Here is a 19,293-nt window from a genome sequence, read left to right on the forward strand (position 1 = left end):
CAAATCAAAGTTTAATACTCTAATGTAGGATTAAATGTTCCACCATCCCAGCCAACATTCTGAATAAGGTTGGGATTTTTATCGATTTCGATTTTATTAATTGGAAAGAAATAATAGGCATTTGGCGTCGACATCACATTTGTACCATTTCCCAAAAGTGGTAATATCTTATAAGTAAAATCTTCCGGTTTAAGTAAATAAGCGCCACCATCTGTAGGATTCCTGCCATCTTTTAATGTTGCCAGCAAGCCATTTTTCCTCATTCCATCCGTTTCATTTAAGCGCCTTGTCCTTCGCAAATCATCAAAGCGCTTACCCTCAAAAATAAATTCAATTCTCCGCTCTCTGTATATCGCTTTTCTCATATCGTCTTTACTCAGACCCGCTCCAATACCATAAAGGTTATTTGCTCCGGGTTCAATACCTGCACGCTTACGTAGACGAAGCAACATATCTAATGCCTCATTAGTCTTTCCTGTTTCATTTGCTGCTTCCGCAAAATTTAGTAAAACTTCTGCATATCGAAGTTCTATCCAGTCTGTTTCATTATTGGTTACATTAGTTTGTGCTAAAGCAGGATCCATTCCTTTTAAAGGATAAAAACCTGTTCTTGGATAATTTTGTCCAGGGCCAAACATATCATCCTGATGAGCTATACCAGCAGCGGTGTATTGTTTACGACCAGTTTTACCACTTAATTCATAAGTAGCTCCATTATATATTACAGAAGCATAAAATCTAGGATCACGATTCGTCCAATAAGTTTGCAGATTGTAAGTATAAGTTGGAGAAAATCCGGGCTCAAAACCATCTTTCATTGGGTAGGTCTGGATCATTTCCCATATAGGCTGATCTCCGCCTGTACTATTTTTAGATTCACTTAATGGCCTGCAATTATCTTCTTGTCTTCCATTAATTTTATTCGGTTTTTTATATACAATACTAAATATTGCTTCCTTATTCCCTTTATTATTTTTATCCCAAATCCCTGCATAATCCTGATTTAAGTCATATCCCAGTGCTGTTAACTGATCCTTTGCTTGCTGATTTGCCTCATACGCTCTAATCCAATCTGTATTACCGTATGGATTAGCCGGGTGAAACTGCGGACTGGCTTTATAAAGTAAAACTCTACCTAAAAAAGCTATCACCGTCGCTTTATCTATTTTACCTCGATGATCTCCGGTGAATCTATCAGGTAACAAAACAGAAGCTTTTTGGAGGTCTGATTCTATAAAATCAAAGCACTCTTTGGTTGAGTTTCTTTTAACCATAAGGTCATCATTAATGTTCTGTGGTTTATCAATAATTGGGACTCCACCATGATAAATAACTGTATTAAAGTACAAAAATGCTCTCATAAAGTAAGCTTGGCCTTTAATAGGATCTTTGGCTGTAGCTGATATGCCCCCCTTGTCGATTTCACTAAGCAAAACATTTATATTTCTTACTGTTGCATATGGCCATCTTTTAAATGTGGTATTATTGGGGGTCACAGCATCAACGCCAAGGTTGCCAAATAATTCATCAGCATTACCACCATTATTAACTGGCCATCCACCAAATACATTAGGATATATATTATTTAAATATGCCTGTGCCAATTGTGCATCATTCCATACTTTATTGGGATCAAATGCCGAAACATTTTCTATATCAAGAATTCTCTTACATCCTAATAAGGATATAAGAAAAGCTAGAAAACAAACTGTATAGCTAATCTTTTTCATGTTAAAAAACAATATTTAATCCTCCGGTAAACCCTTTCATAATCGGATATGAGTCGAGGGCTAATTGCTCAGGATCATACGCTTTAAAAGCACTTATTGTAAGTAGATTTGTTCCAGTAAAAAATGCCTGTGCTTGTTTGATTCCAATTTTATTTATCCATTTCCCGGGAAGGCTGTAGGAAATATTAACATTTTTCAATCTCAGGTATGCCCCACTTCCAATCCAAAAAGATGAAGGAGCGAAACCTAACTCTTCATATCCCCATCCAATAATTTTCGGGTATTTGCCGTTTGGGTTTTCCGTTGACCAGGCATCTGTCCACAGGCCAAAATAAGGTCTATCAAACTGAAATACGCCCCCGTCATTTGTATTTGCAGTAGAAACCATTTTATCATAAGCACTAACACCTTGTAATAGTATGTCGACTTTAATAGCTTTCCATTCAACGGATAAATTTATGCCATAATTGATGCGGGGGATTTGATTATTTGAAAGATATGTTTTGTCATTCTCATCAATTTTTCCATCAGGTCCTTCAGAATAATTCACTCCACGGATATCTTTAAATAATAATGCGCCAATCATTGGGTCTCTTCCAAATTGCTTAAACCCTTTGATTTTGAGCACATCAACAACACTTTGATCTCTGATAATTCCTTCAGAAATATATCCGTTCAATCTATTGGTTGGTTGTCCAATCTGGCTACGCCATGTTCCTTGTATAGCTGCAGGCTCATCATAAATTACCCATTTATCTGTAGCATAACCAACATTTGCACCTATTAAATAAGAAATCTCACCAGTCCTGCTATGGTATTGCAAACTGAAATCAAAACCACTTACATCTTTTTTAGCATAGTTTACTTGCGGTAAAACTGCTCCAAAGGTACCCGGTAGGGTTTGTGCTCTTGTTTGAAAAATATCTGATATCCTGCGTTTAAAATAATCAAATTCCCCACTTAATGCTCCATTAAACAATCCAAAATCAAGTCCCAAATCATACGAACTTGTTTTTTCCCAGGTTATGTCTGAATTAGGAAATCTTCCTGGTGCTATTCCGAACTGGTCGATGTTTCCAAATACATATGAAGAACCCGGATAATAATTGTTTTGCCATTGATAAGCTGCAATACTACCGTCGGTAGTACCGTCATGACCTGTTGTACCGTAAGAGCCTCTTAGTTTTAGTTCGCTAATAAAATCTACGTTAAAGAACTTTTCTTTTGAAATGCGCCAGGCTGCAGATGCCGATGGGAAAAATCCGAAACGATGACCAGGCTCAAATATATATGATCCATCTTCCCTGAAGGAAAACTCAGCAATATATTTGGAATCATATTCATAGTGTATCCTTCCGATCCACCCTAATCTTGCATTAGCACTTTCGCTACCGTTAAAAGATCTGTCAGAAGCATCCTTTGAAGCTGCCATTATCTGGTCTATATCACTCGATATTAGTCTACCTGCAGAGCCCGTTAACACTTTAGCGTTACTCTCACTTTGCTCATATATCAAATTAGCTGAAATATCATGTTTATGAAAGGTTCTGCTGTAATTCAAAAACCAATTTAACTGGTATGAGTTTCTCAATGTTACATTTTCTACAACTGCTTCTAAAGCATTGCTCAAATTGTGAATATTCGGATTCTCAAGATCCAGGCCTACAGGCAAATAATTCCTTGTGCTAACCCCATCGCTTTTGAACTTAATGGGATAGGACTTATTGAATTTGATGAATGATTTATTATTTCTGGTATTAACATTATAATTACCCATAACACTGGTGCTTAAACCGGGAATAAATGGGATTTTTAAATCAATATTTAAAATACCATTCAGCGTGTTGTATACTGTTTTGCGGTAACCTGCATCATAGATGGTTTCAACAGGATTCCAACCACCACTTCCATAAGCAGGTAATCCTTGTGGATCTAATCTATCAGTAGCAGTACCATCTAACTTGGTATAAAAAGGATAAAGTCTGGACCAATTGAAAGTCGTCCTGTAAAAATCTTGTACTGTTTGACTTTCCTCAGCATCATACGGCCAGTAAAATCGATCAAGTCCGCGCCTGTAACCACTCAGATTTAACCCTATTTTTAATTTTTTAGAAATGCTGGCATCAACTTTACTTCTAAAATTATATCTATTATAATCTGTATTTTCAAAAGAACCATTTGCTTTGTTAAAACCGGCCAGCATAAAATATTGAATTTCCTCACTTCCACCGGAGACGGTCAGATCATATTGCTGAGCGCTTGGATTTCGCCACACATAATCCATCAGGTGGTATGACTTGTCTTTATAATAATCAAAAGCCGCTTGTCCATAAGGCAAGGCCCCAATTGGCTGCCCTGCAATTTCCTGCTGATGTATATACTGGTTATTTTTATACACCAATTCGTCCGTTGCCGTATATCCTGGAATAGGTTTCGTTGTACGATCTGTAGAGGTATAAGCTTTAAGTGTAAATTCTGCCTTTTGGTTAATTCCACCTGATCTTGTTTTTACTAACAATACACCATTTGCCGCTCTTGAACCATAAATTGCTGCTGTACCTGCATCTTTCAATAATGTGATCGACTCCACCTCATTTGCGTCCAGCACATCAAAATCTGTTCTGGAAGCGACCACATTATCGATCACCACGAGCGGATATGTACCTCCTGTGCCTGAACCAACTCCACGAACCAATATATTCGAGTTTGCGCCAACAAATCCTGAATTATTAACAATTTGTGCTCCCGGTAAACGACCTGCCAGCAAATTAGATAGACTTGAAGTTGGTGTTGATTGAAAATCTTTTGCATTTACCGTCGACACAGCTCCGGTTACACTAGTCTTTTTCAAGGTACCATAACCAACAGAGATCAGCACGACCTCAAGATCAGTTAATTTCAATGACATATTCACGATGAGATTCCCCGCAGCAGCGCTAACCTGTTTCGTATGATACCCCACAAAAGAGATGATGAGTTCTTTGTCCTTATCAAGCCCCTCGATAAAGAAGTTACCATTTACATCAGAAATGGTTTCCTTTAATATCCCTTTTACTTTAATTGTTGCCTCAGCTAAAGGCTTCCCATTTTCATCGAGAACACTTCCCATGACATCAAAAAGTGTTGCCGAAGAACCAGGACCAACTGATACAGAATCCCGTTCCCGGAGAACAATAGTTTTATCTTTAATTATATAAGTTAAGGGTTGATTTTTTAAGCTGATTTTAAGTACCGTTTCGAGAGGAGCATCATGGAAATCGGCATCAAAAGCGGCCATATTCTTTAGCTTTTTCTCTGACCAGATAATACCGTACCCTGTTTGTTTATAAATCTCGTCAAAGAGTTGTGATAGTGATGTTTTTTTCTTTACATAAGTAATACGTTGAGAAAAGCCTGCTACAGAAACGAGTAACAGACCGATGATTAAAAGAATAACGGTTAGCTTCATTGTCAAAAGTCTTTTAAGCATGTAGCTATTTAATTTTCATCAGTATATATTTTCTTTTAAAGGTTATGAAGCTATCATAAGCATATTTTTCACGTAGCATTGATTGATTCTGCCGTTCAAGAACTCGCAAGCTCGGTTCATTGCTGTTTGTACGCCGTATGCTTATGATGGTTTCATTTCCTATTTTTAATAATGATGGTTCTTCCTTTAAGTTCAAACGACACTTCTCCTGTAAGTTCAAGCTTTTCCAATACCTTGGAAACATTTACATATTTTGTCATTACCCCTCCAAATTCAATAGCTTTAAGTGAGGGAGACTGAAACTCTACGTCTACATTATACCACCTTGAAACTTTCCGCATCACGCTTTCAAGGGTTTCACCAGTAAACCTGAAATAACCGTTCTTCCAGGCTATTATACTTTCCACGTCAGCAGGCATTACTTTCAAAACTCCATTTTCATTTATGGCTTGTTGTTTTGGCTTTAGCAAAGTACCATTTACATCTACACTTCCTTCAAGAAGCGTAGTTCTTGTTCCGGCTTCATCCTTATAACCATTGATGTCAAAATGAGTTCCATACACTGTAACCAACTGACCATCGGATACCACTTTGAAGGGCTTGGTTTTATCTTTAGCAACTTCAAAATAGGCCTGTCCGGTGATAAACACTCTACGCTCTTTTGATCGGGCGAAATTAATCGGAAATTTAATCGAAGATGCTGAATTTAACCAAACATGGGAATTATCCGGCAAAATCACCTGATATTGTTCGCCTTTGGCAGTAGTTAGCGTATGGTATGCTAATTCTATCGATTTCCCAACAGCTACCTGTTTATAAATCAATTCTCCTTTTAGATTTTTCTGTACCTCAACCCCTGCTGCTTTCAATACCCCTGTATTAACCACTGAGGATAGTAAAATTCTTTTTCCGTTAGCAAGGGTCAATGTTGCCCCACTGCTACCTGGGGGAATATCATTTTTATCAATTTTTACAGTCTTTTCTACAGCGCTCTGATCATGTTTGAAATACAATATTCCTGCACCTATAGTGCAAATAAGGAGGACAGCTGCCGCAATCCCTCTCCATAAGGTTAACATTCCTGAGCGTTTAGGTCCTAACTCTATCTTTATCTTGTTAAAAATAGCTTCTTTGTGTGCCAGTTCATCATTTGCAAACAAAGCAGGAACTTCTACCGGTTCATCTGAAGTTTGATTAAACCAATCATCAACCTCATTTTTTTCTTCCCTGGTAAGATTACCCTGAAGATATTTGTGGGCAAGCTCCTGGAGCCTGATCTTATCTTTTATTTCGTTCATCTTTCTACGTAGATATATATTAATAAGTATCCCAACTCAACCAAATGATACAAGAAATATACATTTTATAGTAGGAAATTAAATAGGAAGGTGTGCAGGCCTGCACGAAGTATTTTTTTTGTTCTGACCAGATTGGAATTAACCGCCTTTTCTGACATCCCCATCTCATATGCAATTTCCCTATGGCTTAGCCCATCTTCTTTATTCATGCGATAGATTAGCGCACTCTTTTCCGGAAGCAGGCAAATCATTTCCTCGAGGGCAGAACGAAGCTCATCAAAATCAAGATATTGCTGAGTAGAATCATCCAACAGATCATATGTCAACCCATTACTTTCTTCAGCTAATCTTTTAGTCCGCTCCCTGTTTAAAAACTTCAATACTCTATACTTTATAGAGACAATTAAATAATTCTTAAACTCTGACTTGATCTCCAACTCTCCTCTCCTTTTCCATAGAGATACAAATACGTCCTGGACAATATCTTCAGCCGCGGTCATATCACCCGTTTTTTGAGCAGCATAATAAAGCACCTGCTTCCAATAGCGGTTATATATTTCTGTAAAAGCATTCTCATCACCATCACAAAGTAATGTGATCAACTCCGAATCAGTAAAACAAGGATATGCCCTCATATAATTCCCCCCCAATCTGACTATTATTTAATAAGAAAACTGTATCAAAAAGATTTTCATTAATAAACTATAGTTAAACGCCATATATTAAATATAGTCATTTGACTTTACAATTTCATAAACTTAAGAGGGTTACTAACGAAATTATAAATTACGAAACCCCATTTATTAAGAGTTTTCATCAAAATATTAAGCGTATTTGGCAAACACTTGCGATAACACTTTTTTAATAAAAAACGAGGTAATGGAAATTACCTCGTTTATAGTAAACTTTAATAAGAAGTATGCCTTATTTATAGTTCAGGATTAAATGTACCACCCCAGGCAATATTTTGCTTTAAGTTAGGGTTTTGATTAATGTAGCTTAATGGAATTGGAAAGAAATAATAGGTATCAGGCACCACCATTACGGTAGGTCCTGAAGTTATCAATTCTGTAACTGTATAACCAAAATTCTCTGGTAATAATGAGTAAGCGGCTGCGCCATTCAAATCAGTTTGATTTACCTGGTCTGCAGTACGGCCGTTAACCGTAGCGGCCATCATACCATATTTACGTATACCATTTAATTTAGTGGCAAATAGACGATGGCGGCGTAAATCCCAATAACGCTTTCCTTCGAAAGCAAATTCCAGATACTTTTCATCTAAAATGGCTGTACGCATCTCAGTGCGGGTCATACCTGCTTTTAAACCATATAGGTTATCTGCCCCAGGTAAAATACCGGCCCGCTTTCTTATTGCAATTAATGCCGCCAACGATTCATTACCATGCCCGGTTTCATTTGCACTTTCCGCCAGGTTAAACAAAACCTCTGCGTACCTCATTTCGTTCCAATCATAATCGCTGGTTGTAGGCGGCGCAGGTAAAGCTAAATTTAAACCTTTACTTGTAAAAAAGCCTGTGCGATAGTGATTCTCGCCCTGAATTGCAAAACCAAAAGCATCAAGTGATGAAGCTATATTCTTCATAGTGTATTGACGACGACCTGCTTTACCACTTAACGCAAAAGGAGCACCGTTATAAACGATGGTCTGAGCAAAACGCGGGTCTCTATTTAACCAGAAACTTTGCTCATTATAAGTATAGGCAGAAGTTGGGTCGGTTATTTTTTTCCCGTCTAACATTGGATAAGCTTGCACTAAGGCCCAAATGGGCTGATCACCCCCCGTGGCATTTTTCGATTCTGAAAGTGGGCGAACGGCATCATCCCCGCGTAAATTCGTTTTGCCTGGATTTAGGCCGATTATAGACAGAATACATTCTTTATTGCCTTTTACTGTAAAAACATCACTGTATTTATCCAACAGACCATAACCGTTTGCATCTAAAAAGGCTTTGGCTTGACTATTGGCCGTATAAGCAGTTGTCCAGTACTGATTGTCGTAAGGATTTCCAGAGTTAAATTGTGGAGATGCTTTGTACAGCAAAACCCTGCCTCTAAATGCTTTAACCGTTGCCTGATCTATTCGCCCCCTATCGTTTCCACTATATTTTGGAGGCACGCCAGCTTCTGCATCGTTCAAATCACCTTCAATAAAAGTAAAACATTCAGCAGTTGAATTTCTAGGTACTTTTAAGTCGTCATTTAGCCCCTGCGCTTCTTTAATAATCGGTACCCCACCATGATAAACTACGGCTTTAAAGTATAAAAATGCCCTCAAAAATTTTGCTTGTGCAACTAAATTAGTTTTCGTTGCATCAGGCAAGGTACCTGCAGGTATTGAATTTATAAATATATTAAGTTTTCTAATCTCCACATACGGCCAAAAAGACCTCGAACTGTTTGGGTTAATGGCATCAGCTGGGGTAATGCCACCACTTTCATCTGCAGAATTACCATCGTTTACTGGCCAGCTGGCAGGTAGTGAAGTACCATATAAATTGGCTAGATAAGCGTTTGATTGTGCTGCATTGTTAAAAACACCATCGGCTGGATACTGACTCAAATTTTCTGCTTCATCCAAAACTTTGTTACAGCTACTAAAAACTATTGCTATAATAAATGTACATAGCAATGTATATAAATTGAATTTTAAATTTTTCATAATTTTTATAGATTAAAATGTAACATTTAAACCTGCCGTATAAGTTTTCATTAAAGGATAAGAATCTAAACGTTCCTGTTCAGGATCATGTTCTTTAAAGGCTGATGCTACAAATAGGTTCGTACCATTAGCAAACACCCTTACTTTTTGTAAGCCAAGGTGTTTAACCCATTTGCCAGGTAACTCATAACCCAAGTCTATATTCTTTAAACGTAAGTAAGCCCCGTTACGAATCCAAAAAGTCGAAGGTCCACCCCCAACATTCTGATCGCCAAACATATCGGATGCCATTGGATATTTAGCATTAGGTGTTTCAGGAGTCCAGTAATCTTTGGCCCATATTGCAAAATATGGTCTGTCTCCTGTTTGGAATACCCCTCCTGATGCAGTATTGCCGGTATTTACTATTTTATCATACGCAGATACACCCTGAAAAAGGGTAGATAATGAAATTCCTCTCCAGGCTAAACGAAAGCCAAAACCAAAATTAATGCGTGGAATTGCGTTATCGGATAAGAAAGTCACATCATTAGCATCAATTTTACCATCAGGGCCTTCTGAGAAGTTTGCACCTCTGATATCTTTGTATAAAATATAACCCAATTTTGGCTTAAGACCATATTGCGTATAAGTAGCTGGTAATGCATCTAATTGTGCCTGAGTACGAATTATACCTAATGATTCCAGACCAGATATCCGGTTATTGGGCTTGCCAATCACGCTCCTCCAATTGTTCAGGTAGGTACCATCAGTGTAGGCAGCAGGTTGATCAAAAATATCCCATTGATCTTTTGAATAACCCATATTTGCAAAAACGGAGTAATTTATTTCTCCTTTAGTATCACTCCAGCCAGCCGAGAATTCAAAACCTTTCCAGGATCTTTCAGCATAATTTACAGCAGGCAAAGCTGCACCTAAAGTGTTAGGGGTAGAAGCTAATCTTGGAATTAAAATATCCGAGGTTTTTTTAGTAAAATACTCCGCAGAACCGGTTAATCGATTATTAAAAAGGCCAAAATCCAAACCGATGTTAAGCATTTCTGAGGAAGCCCAGGTGACATTTGGATTAGGTAAAGTACCTGGGGCAAGGCCATCAGCCAGACCTGATCCAAAAACGGTACCACTGGCTTTGTTAAAATATTGAGCCCATTGGAACGGAGCAATTGCATCTGATGAAATCCCAGCTAAGTCGTTACCAGAGGTACCAAAGGATCCACGCAACTTTAATTCAGATAACCATTTTATATCTTCCATGAAGCTTTCCTGACTTAAACGCCAGGCGGCTGACCCGGAAGGGAAAAATCCCCATCTGATGCCCGGTGCAAACCTATAATTACCATCTTCACGGAATGAAAATTCTGCAATGTATTTATCCGCATAACTGTAGTTTACACGACCAATAACTGAGGAACGTGTTTCGATACCTTCACGACCTGAAAAGGTGCTATTAACAGCATCATCCGATGCATTAAAAAGTTGATCAATACCATTGATAAGCAGCTTTTGGCGCATGCCGGTCAAACTTTTTGAATTTGTTCTCGCTTGTTCATAAACTGCCATAGCGTTTATGGCGTGTTTACCGAAGGTTTTATTGTAGTTTAAAAACCAATTTAACGTATAGCCATCGCCCAATCCAAATCCTTCCCGAATATTTGGATAATTATTACTCATCGTATGAATATTAATTTGTGCGGGATCTATTGGCCCCGGAACATATTTATTATTTGGGCTATTTGGGTTCGATTGAAATTTATAAACCTCATTAAAAACAACAAATGATTTAATGTTATTATCATTAGCATTGTATTGCGCCTGAAGCGAGGTAGATAAACCCGGTAGATATTCGCCTAAATCCAAATCAAACCGCAAAATTCCGTCAAGCGTACGCAGTTTATTATGGATATAAGCCGGGCTGTTATTTACGGCCCAAACAGGGCTCCATGAACCTGCAATTACCGGAAAATCGTTGATATTGGTAGATGGATTTCCAGCAGCATCTACATAAAATGGATACAAACGGGTCCAGTTAAAAGTAGCACGATAAAAATCTCCAACAGTTGTACTTGCCGGATCATCATAAGGCCAATACCATCTGTTGTAATTACGTTGGTTACCACTTAGGTTAAAGTTAATTTTTATTCTTTTTGACACATTGGCTGTAACGTCAGCGCGAAAATTATAGCGATTAAAATCCAAATTATTATATGAACCATTTTCGTCATGATAGGATAAGTTCATATTATATTGTATAATTTCTGAACCACCTCTTAACCCTATATTATGCTCCTGAACGCTTGGATCCCGCCAAATGTAATCGTTGATGCTGTAATTCTTATCTTTAAAATAATCGAAAAGATCCTGACCAATTGGTTCAGGCACCCCCTTTCCTCTTGCTACATTATTGTTGTATCTTAACTCTTCTGTAGCGGTAAAATCTTGCTGTGCCTGTGTTGTTTTGGAAAATGAAAAAGAGTTCGAGTAATCAAAAGTTGGTTTTTGCACAAGACCTTTTTTGGTGGTAACCAAAACAACCCCATCGCCCCCTTTTGACCCGTAAATAGATGCCGTTGCAGCATCTTTTAAAATACTAATACTTTCTACCTCATTCGCATTTAACGCATCAAAATCAGCTTTCGTTTTTATGATCCCATTAATTACATAAAGTGGTTCAACAGAACTACCGCGTACACGAATGCTTGACGCAGCACCGGCTAAACCTGATGAACCTACAATTGTAGCCCCAGGTAAACGTCCTGCTAGTGCATTTGATAAATTACTGACTGGAATACTGGCAATATCAGTCGTTTTAATTGTGCTAATGGCTCCGGTTAGATTCACCTTTTTTTGTGTACCATAACCCACTACAACTACTTCATCTAATATTTGGTCATCTTCTTCGAGTGTAATGGTCAATACTGTTTTCTCATTTGAAACGGTAAACTTTTTAGGAATATAACCAACCGCGCTAAAAGAGATTACATCTCCCACATTTGCTTCAATTTGAAAATTACCATTTCCATCTGTTTGTGCTGAGGCACCCGTACGGCCGACTTTGACGCTAATTCCCGGCAACATATTCCCTTTATTATCAACCACTTTACCGTTAATAATAGCAAAGGTAGCATCGGTTTTTTTTTCAAACAATGGGTCCAACGCTTCGTTTTGACTCATTGTTTTAGGGTCTATATGTTTTTTCTTGCTATTTGGTCTTGCATTCACAAGTGCCGGGTGGCTTAGTTCGTTTGCTACCGATGCTAAACTTCCACCCACTAATACCAGCATAAAAAAAGATGCCCTACTAAAAAGTAAATTTTTAAGTTTCATACATTTGGTTTATTTGTTCTTGGTTTATTGATTTGTTGATTGATTGGTTGGTTGGTTCTGTCTGTTTCTTAGTTTGTTCGTTTTGATTAATATTTGTTTATTGCCTGCGTTCTTTCCCGCTATTATCCAATAGCGTTTGAAAGACGATCATCTTCTATAGGTGGTTATTTATTAACAAGTACCTCAAGTGATCTAAATGATTCAAAAAAAACACAAAAACTTTCTTAATACCGGATAACAGGGAGGAACTCCGATGTGAATTGATTCAGGAAAGGAAAAAATAAGCCTTTAATGCAGATTTGGGCGGAAAGGAGCTTTATAAAAATATGCTATTACCAAAAGCTCAGGAAATTAATATTAACTTAATCCTGTATTAGTAAATTCACCATATGAACAGCTCAAGAAGAAATTTTATCAGAAACACCAGTCTGGTTAGTTTAGGCTTTATTGGTCTAAACAACTTCGCTGCCAATGCGGCGATTGATTTATTGGCAACTACCCGGGAAGGAGTTGGATTTGGTCCACTCAGTTATCAGCCAGGGGACACACTTAGCTTACCAAAAGGATTCAGTTCCAGAATCATCTCCCGCAAAGGAGACCTGATGAAAGATGGGCTGTTTGTACCTGGGATGTATGATGGAATGGGTGCATTTTCAACTCCAAGCGGTAAAACAATATTGATCAGAAATCATGAAAATTCACCAGGTGCAGATCTGCTCGGCCCTTTTGGAAAAAACAATGAGCTGATCCATAAAATCAATAAAGACAAGATATATGACTTTGGCAATGGTAAAGATACCTGTGTTGGAGGCACTACTACCTTGGTTTACAATGAAAAAACACAAAAAGTAGAATCACAATACCTTAGTTTAATTGGCACCGTAAGAAACTGTGCGGGCGGCATAACCCCATGGAAATCCTGGATCACCTGTGAAGAAAGCAGTTTGAAAGCAAGTGACGGCCTGGAAAAAGATCATGGTTTTAACTTTGAAGTACCGGCAACAGAGAAAATTGGGATCGCTAATCCCCATCCTATTAAAGCTATGGGACGTTTCACACACGAAGCCGTTGCTGTTCAGCCTAAAACAGGCATCGTTTACCAGACAGAGGATGAGGGAGACAGTCTTTTCTACAGGTACCTGCCCAATGCTTATGGCAAATTACACAATGGCGGGAAACTTCAATGTCTTGTCATTAGAGAATGGAAAAGTGCAGACACCCGTAACTATCCAAATTTAACGACTGACAAATTTCCTGAAAAGAAGTCGTTTGAGGTAGAATGGATAGATCTTGCTGATGTGGAAGCGCCTGATAGTGATTTGAGGTTAAGAGGATTTAAACTGGGTGCTGCAAGGTTCTCAAGGGGGGAAGGTATATGGTATGGAAAAGATGAACTGTTTTTTGCCTGTACCGATGGTGGTAGTAACAGAAAAGGACAAATCTTTAAGTACACGCCAAGTAAATTTGAAGGCCAGGCTAGAGAAAAAGACGCCCCCGGAAAACTGGAACTCTTTATTGAGCCTAACAATATTGAAACCTTTCAAAATTGTGATAACCTGACGATAGCTCCCTGGGGAGACGTAATCATCTGTGAAGACAAAAAAGATGCAAGGGTGATCGGGATTACACCGCAAGGAAAAACATATGTCATTGCAAAAAACATCGGTTACCGAAATTCAGAATTTGCAGGGCCTGTATTTTCACCCTCTGGAAACACGCTGTTTATCAATATTCAATCACCAGGACTGACACTTGCCATCACTGGGCCATGGAAAAATATATTATAAAAACAAAAGCCTTAGAGAAAATCTAAGGCTTTTAATGTACACCAGCTAGGAATTATTTATCATTTCAAAGAGTTGATCCAGTTAGCTATTTTAATCCCCTCTTCTTTAGTCACCTGCGGCATTGGCGGCATCTCTGTCGCATAACCTGGCCAGTTTTGAGGCTGTGGATTGTGGATTAAAGAAAGAATCTTTTCTGCAGTATATTTACGTTTTGCAATCTCAATGAATGCAGGTCCGATCTGCTTCTTTGCCTGGTCATGGCAAGCAATACAAGTATAGTTTGTTAATAAACCTTTAACCTGAGCATAAGTTGGAGCTGCAGCAGTTTTTGCAACAGCTTTCTCAGTAGCAGTTGCTTTAGTATCTACCGCTGTTTTTTTACCCGTTACTTTTCCAGGAACTACCTTAGCTACAGCATCAATAGTAGAGTTTTTGGTACTTAAACCATTCATCGATAATTTCTCTCCGTTGGGAATACTGTTTAAAGTATAGTAAGCGGTCGGGTGAATTAATTGATAAGCATTCTCTTGTGAACGAACACCTTCAACAGTGATCGTATGGATATAATACTGACGAAGGTTATCAACCATAAGTCTTGCCCTTAAACCATCAGCAGATACTTTAACACCTTTTATTTTTAATTTTTCTGTGTTAACTGGAGGCGAACCATAAACTGGGTGATATTTATATAAGAAGCTTTCTACCTTGTAAGAAGCTAAATCTTCTGCTGATTTTAAATCAACAGGTTTAGTAAATTCGATTTCAAAACCATCAGGCATTGCTCTGACAGCTTTCATTTCGAAAGGTATTTTGTTGTTGTAAACTAAACGCTCAAGACCTTCGTTTGCATCACCTGCAGAACCCCAACCACGGTTAGTTTCTCCAACAAATAATGAATTATCATTCCCCCATGCCATTCTTAATACGCCAGAGCGGAAACCACTTCTGAACAAGAATGCAGCACCTTGTTCTACACCATTTACAGTTTCAAAGAATATCCTTGAAATGAGACTCATACCCTGATCGCCTACTAAAACCTGACCTTCGAAAGGACCAAAAGCTCCCTGAGGGATTTTAATGGGTTCTGAATTTGAAATACCAAGGATACCATGTGGAAGCCATACTGATGGTAATCTTAATTCAGGGAAGTCTTTTTTCATTTCCCATAACATCTTGAAATTTTCATTCACTCTGTTTTCAGGTTTGATAGCTCTTCCTTGTGCGTCTTTGTCTCTTCTTTCGTCGATTTTAGACCTGAAGAACGCTTCGCTAAGTTTAACCGGAGAATCAGCTCTTCCTGTCCATCTTAATCCGGCAGGGTTACCTAAAAAATCTCCCTTTTCTACTTTCCAGATACCACCAGAACCGAACCAGTCGCCTTGGTTATCTGTATAGTAAAATTGTCCGTCGATTACGTTTGGACCTGCCGGCGAACGCATACCTGTTGCCCATGGCTGCATTTTTCCTTCTTCAGTAATGTTCATGGTCCAGCCACGCATGGGTACACGACTTTCGCCACGATACCACATTTCATCACCAAAAGCGACGTTAGCAGTTACAAAGAAAGAACCATCTTTAGCAATTTTTGGCCCGAAGCTATATTCATGATAGTGACCGCTTAATGGCCAGGCATAAACAGTTTCATAAACATCAGCTTTACCATCTTGATTTTTATCGATCAATTTGGTTAGTTCACCTCGTTGTGCACAGTACAATGCACCGTCTTTGTAAGCAAGACCTAATACTTCGTGTAAGCCTGATGCAAACTTGCGGAAGTAAGGGGTTTTGCTTGTAGGGTTTTCTACCATGTAAACCTCTCCTCTCCTGGTTGAGATACCTAGATCTCCATTTGGTAAAGTAACCAATCCACCAACCTCTAAAATTGGACCTTCAGGCATCCTTACCTTATTTATTCTGAAGAAATTTTCTTCTTTTGGTGATTCCTGAGCAAACACCATTGTAAAACTAAAACTTAAAGCCAGCATTGCCAGCGTCTTAAAAGTATATTTCATGACCTAACCCCTTTTTAAAATAAAATCGAATAATTTAACTTACCACGAACAGGAACAATAAGTTGTTTCCTGCCGTCAACATCCCTGATCACAGGTTTGTCTTTGGTATCGTCAAATTTTAAATAAAAAGATTGTCCGGCTATAAGGTAAAGTCCTTTAGAGACTTCTTCAACACTTGAAGCATCAGCTATTAATGCATAAATGTTATCTACTGGAGTTTCAAGAACGATCTCTCTGCTTAATCCCTGACCATTTTCAAGTGCTTTGATGGCATCAGAAACTTTAGTACCGTAGATATTATAGTTAAAAGTAGGGTGCCCCTGACCATCTAATGTATAGCCTTTAGTTTTAAATCCTGTACCGGTAGTATCAACTAACCATGCTGCTCCCTTGGGATCGGTAAGTTTAGTTAGCGTAGGAACTAGCTTTTTAGTGAAGGTTGTTACACTTCCGCGAGGTTTTGAAGTACCGTCACCTCTTTCGTGCCACATTGGAGTTGCATCCACAAACTCACCATGCCAGGCCTGGAACAAAATACCATTGTCTAAGTCATAGCTAAAGTGAACCTGAGTAGGACTACCTACAGAAATTGCGTGAACTACTTTTGGTCCTCCCTGAATATTAACAAAACTGCGAATATTTGGAGTTGTAGCAACATCAATATAAATTGGATCCGTATCGTTTCCATTTCTTGGCCCACCATTTAACATTTCGGCAGGTAATTTGGAAATTTTAATATCTCTGAAAGCCACCGCACCATGATCGCCTTGCAAGCGTAAAGCACCAATTGCTTTTTCTTTATCGTTTGCACCTCTGGTTGCACCAAACAATTCAACATTATCTTGTATAAGTACACCATTCAATTCTACACTTAAAACTCTTGCATTAGCGATCTTGTTGCCAGATGCATCGAAACTTGGAGCCTGGAATGCGATTTTAATATGTTGCCATAACCCTGGTGCTTTACTTGCATTTTGGCGAGGTGCATATCCCTGATATCCTTTTTGACCTTCTGGTTTTGAATCATCCCAACGCTGGTAAATACCACCATTATTAGCTGATGTTGGATTTAATAAACCCCATGAATCTTCTAATTGGATTTCATAGATCCCCTGAAGATAGATTCCTGAGTTTGATCCTTTTGCTAGTAAATAATCTAACTCAAGAATGATATTACCATGCTCAGCAATTGTTAAAAGATCTGATCCATGATCTTTTTTAGAAGGTACATTCACTAAAATTCCAGTACCCTTTGCAATGTTTAAAACGTTTGTTTCGTTTAAATTAGCCGTAACGCCTCCTGCAAGCGCCCAGGTATTCCCCGGAGTCTTAAATAAAGAAAGATCTTTCAGATCAATTTCTGACTGACCAGCTAGTTGCTGACCAGACACGAGTGCAGTTCCTAACAACCATATAAAAGCGGTTGTTCCAAACCTTAGATAATTAAGTTTCATGTGTGTGTGTTTGTTAAAAAGATTATATATAATTACATAGATGAAGCATCCAGCTAGCCCTTTTGAAAGAATGAATATGGTTCTGTAATTAGCAATTTAAATTTGTTAGTAAAATAAATAGATAAGGACGCAAAATAACAACAACAGTCTTTCTAAACAATTCAAACATTGATCAATGTTGATGTTTTTTTAACCCATTTCCAATACTATCATGGAGATTTCAAAACATTCAGACCAATTTCACTTAATACTTTGCTGATATCCCATTATTTTCATAACACATCCATCGCTAAATTACCTCTTTATACAAACAAACCACACACAATGAAAAAAACAATTTTATCGATTTTATTACTGCTAAACCTGGCACTTACAGTAAGCGCTCAAAAACGGCTTGGCAAAGAAACTACTGCCGAAAAAACCAAAAGAATGGAATGGTGGACAAATGCCCGCTTCGGTATGTTTATCCATTGGGGGCTTTATGCGTTGCCGGCCCGCCACGAATGGGTAAAAAGCTATGAACACATTACAAATGAGGATTATCAAAAATACTTTGACAAGTTTAACCCCGATTTATTTAACCCAAAGCAATGGGCAAAAGAAGCTAAAGCGGCCGGCATGAAATACGCCGTATTAACCACAAAACACCATGAAGGTTTTACACTTTTTGATAGCAAGTATACCGACTACAAAGCAACCAATACACCGGCAAAAAGAGATTTGATAAAGGAATTTGTAGAAGCTTTCCGTGCCGAAGGCATAAAAATAGGATTTTACTATTCCCTTATTGATTGGCACCACCCAGATTTTACTGTAGATGCTATCCATCCCTTAAGACCAGAAAAAGGCAATGAAGATGCTTATACCGCCTTAAACAAAAACAGGGACATGGCCAAATATCGTAAATACATGTACAACCAGGTAACAGAACTACTTACTAAATATGGCAAAATAGATATTTTTTGGGCCGACTATTCCTATCCTGGTAAGCATGGGAAAGGGCGTGATGATTGGGGATCTGTTGAACTGCTAAAACAGATTAGAAAACTGCAGCCTGAAATTATTGTCGACAACCGTTTAGATCTGAAAGATTATGAAGATGGTACTGATTTTGAAACACCAGAACAGGTTGGACCCAAAGAATTGGAAAAATACCGTGGAAAAGTTTGGGAAACCGGTCTTATCCGTCTATAACTTTACAGTTTTTGAGAAAAAACTAAGTTTTCGATGAACAAAGAAGTAATGGCAAGGTTAGATTATCCTGCAGAATTTAAAGAAAAATTGATAGAGCTGGTCGTCTACCAGAATCAATCCACAGCAGCTGTTGTAAAAAAGTATGGATTACCAAACACCTATATTCTAACCAATTGGGTTAACCGGTATAAGAAGAAATTAGAGAAAGGAGCTGTAACTTTAACTCCTATGGAAAAGCCAAAAACTAAAGACACCGCAGAGTTAAAAAAGCGCATAAAGGACTTGGAAAAGGCCTTGGAGAAAGCGAATGTGCTAATTTACGGCCTGAATTCAATGATTGAT

11 protein-coding genes are annotated in these 19,293 nt (G+C 38.2%); 3 read left to right on the forward strand and 8 right to left on the reverse strand.

The features are described 5' to 3' along the window. Nucleotides 1-11: 11 nt before the first annotated feature. From B9A18_RS20240 to B9A18_RS20265, 6 genes are all read right to left on the reverse strand, one after another. On the reverse strand, nucleotides 12-1,730 hold the full coding sequence (locus B9A18_RS20240) for a RagB/SusD family nutrient uptake outer membrane protein (protein ID WP_084291368.1): 1,719 nt from the start codon (nucleotides 1,728-1,730) through the stop codon (nucleotides 12-14). A gap of 1 nt (nucleotide 1,731) precedes the next feature. Further along, a complete protein-coding gene (locus B9A18_RS20245; RefSeq protein WP_159452711.1) occupies nucleotides 1,732-5,178 on the reverse strand; it encodes a SusC/RagA family TonB-linked outer membrane protein in 3,447 nt (1,148 codons plus the stop codon). A gap of 173 nt (nucleotides 5,179-5,351) precedes the next feature. Beyond that, the gene (locus tag B9A18_RS20250) at nucleotides 5,352-6,497 is read right to left on the reverse strand and encodes a FecR family protein (RefSeq protein WP_084291370.1); all 1,146 of its coding nucleotides are present in this window, start codon (nucleotides 6,495-6,497) and stop codon (nucleotides 5,352-5,354) included. 65 nt (nucleotides 6,498-6,562) lie between these two features. Then, nucleotides 6,563-7,099, reverse strand: coding sequence for an RNA polymerase sigma factor (locus B9A18_RS20255; RefSeq protein ID WP_159452712.1), 537 nt, complete (start codon nucleotides 7,097-7,099; stop codon nucleotides 6,563-6,565). 326 nt (nucleotides 7,100-7,425) lie between these two features. Then, the gene (locus B9A18_RS20260) at nucleotides 7,426-9,180 is read right to left on the reverse strand and encodes a RagB/SusD family nutrient uptake outer membrane protein (protein WP_084291372.1); all 1,755 of its coding nucleotides are present in this window, start codon (nucleotides 9,178-9,180) and stop codon (nucleotides 7,426-7,428) included. 12 nt (nucleotides 9,181-9,192) lie between these two features. Then, a complete protein-coding gene (locus tag B9A18_RS20265) occupies nucleotides 9,193-12,504 on the reverse strand; it encodes a SusC/RagA family TonB-linked outer membrane protein (protein ID WP_084291373.1) in 3,312 nt (1,103 codons plus the stop codon). Between the two features lie 389 nt (nucleotides 12,505-12,893). Here B9A18_RS20265 and B9A18_RS20270 point away from each other — a divergent pair, with 389 nt between their 5' ends. Continuing rightward, nucleotides 12,894-14,291: an alkaline phosphatase PhoX gene (locus B9A18_RS20270; protein WP_084291374.1), complete on the forward strand. Its 1,398-nt coding sequence runs from the start codon at nucleotides 12,894-12,896 to the stop codon at nucleotides 14,289-14,291. 59 nt (nucleotides 14,292-14,350) lie between these two features. Here the strand turns inward: B9A18_RS20270 and B9A18_RS20275 are convergent, their stop codons facing one another. Both B9A18_RS20275 and B9A18_RS20280 read right to left on the reverse strand, forming a co-directional pair. Further along, nucleotides 14,351-16,303, reverse strand: a complete 1,953-nt coding sequence (locus B9A18_RS20275; RefSeq protein WP_084291375.1) for a hypothetical protein — start codon at nucleotides 16,301-16,303, stop codon at nucleotides 14,351-14,353. A gap of 14 nt (nucleotides 16,304-16,317) precedes the next feature. Beyond that, nucleotides 16,318-17,757 (reverse strand): 3-keto-disaccharide hydrolase, encoded by a 1,440-nt coding sequence (locus B9A18_RS20280; RefSeq protein WP_084291376.1) that lies wholly within the window; start codon nucleotides 17,755-17,757, stop codon nucleotides 16,318-16,320. A gap of 324 nt (nucleotides 17,758-18,081) precedes the next feature. On the opposite strand from B9A18_RS20280, the gene B9A18_RS20285 reads away from it, so the two are divergent. After that, a complete protein-coding gene (locus B9A18_RS20285; RefSeq protein ID WP_084291377.1) occupies nucleotides 18,082-18,951 on the forward strand; it encodes an alpha-L-fucosidase in 870 nt (289 codons plus the stop codon). Nucleotides 18,952-18,984: 33 nt separating this feature from the next. Further along, the coding region (locus B9A18_RS20290) for a transposase (RefSeq protein ID WP_144009506.1) at nucleotides 18,985-19,293 on the forward strand (309 nt) is incomplete at its 3' end.

Origin of the sequence: Pedobacter nyackensis (genome assembly GCF_900176505.1) — a bacterium.
GTDB lineage: Bacteria > Bacteroidota > Bacteroidia > Sphingobacteriales > Sphingobacteriaceae > Pedobacter > Pedobacter nyackensis.

What these genes read in the sequence shown, in the direction of transcription:
- B9A18_RS20280 (WP_084291376.1), bottom strand. Translation starts at nt 17,757, where the DNA reads ATGAAACTTAATTATCTAAGGTTTGGAACAACCGCTTTTATATGGTTG.
- B9A18_RS20245 (WP_159452711.1), bottom strand. Translation starts at nt 5,178, where the DNA reads ATGAAGCTAACCGTTATTCTTTTAATCATCGGTCTGTTACTCGTTTCT.
- B9A18_RS20275 (WP_084291375.1), bottom strand. Translation starts at nt 16,303, where the DNA reads ATGAAATATACTTTTAAGACGCTGGCAATGCTGGCTTTAAGTTTTAGT.
- B9A18_RS20285 (WP_084291377.1), top strand. Translation starts at nt 18,082, where the DNA reads ATGAAAAAAACAATTTTATCGATTTTATTACTGCTAAACCTGGCACTT.
- B9A18_RS20240 (WP_084291368.1), bottom strand. Translation starts at nt 1,730, where the DNA reads ATGAAAAAGATTAGCTATACAGTTTGTTTTCTAGCTTTTCTTATATCC.
- B9A18_RS20260 (WP_084291372.1), bottom strand. Translation starts at nt 9,180, where the DNA reads ATGAAAAATTTAAAATTCAATTTATATACATTGCTATGTACATTTATT.
- B9A18_RS20265 (WP_084291373.1), bottom strand. Translation starts at nt 12,504, where the DNA reads ATGAAACTTAAAAATTTACTTTTTAGTAGGGCATCTTTTTTTATGCTG.
- B9A18_RS20250 (WP_084291370.1), bottom strand. Translation starts at nt 6,497, where the DNA reads ATGAACGAAATAAAAGATAAGATCAGGCTCCAGGAGCTTGCCCACAAA.
- B9A18_RS20270 (WP_084291374.1), top strand. Translation starts at nt 12,894, where the DNA reads ATGAACAGCTCAAGAAGAAATTTTATCAGAAACACCAGTCTGGTTAGT.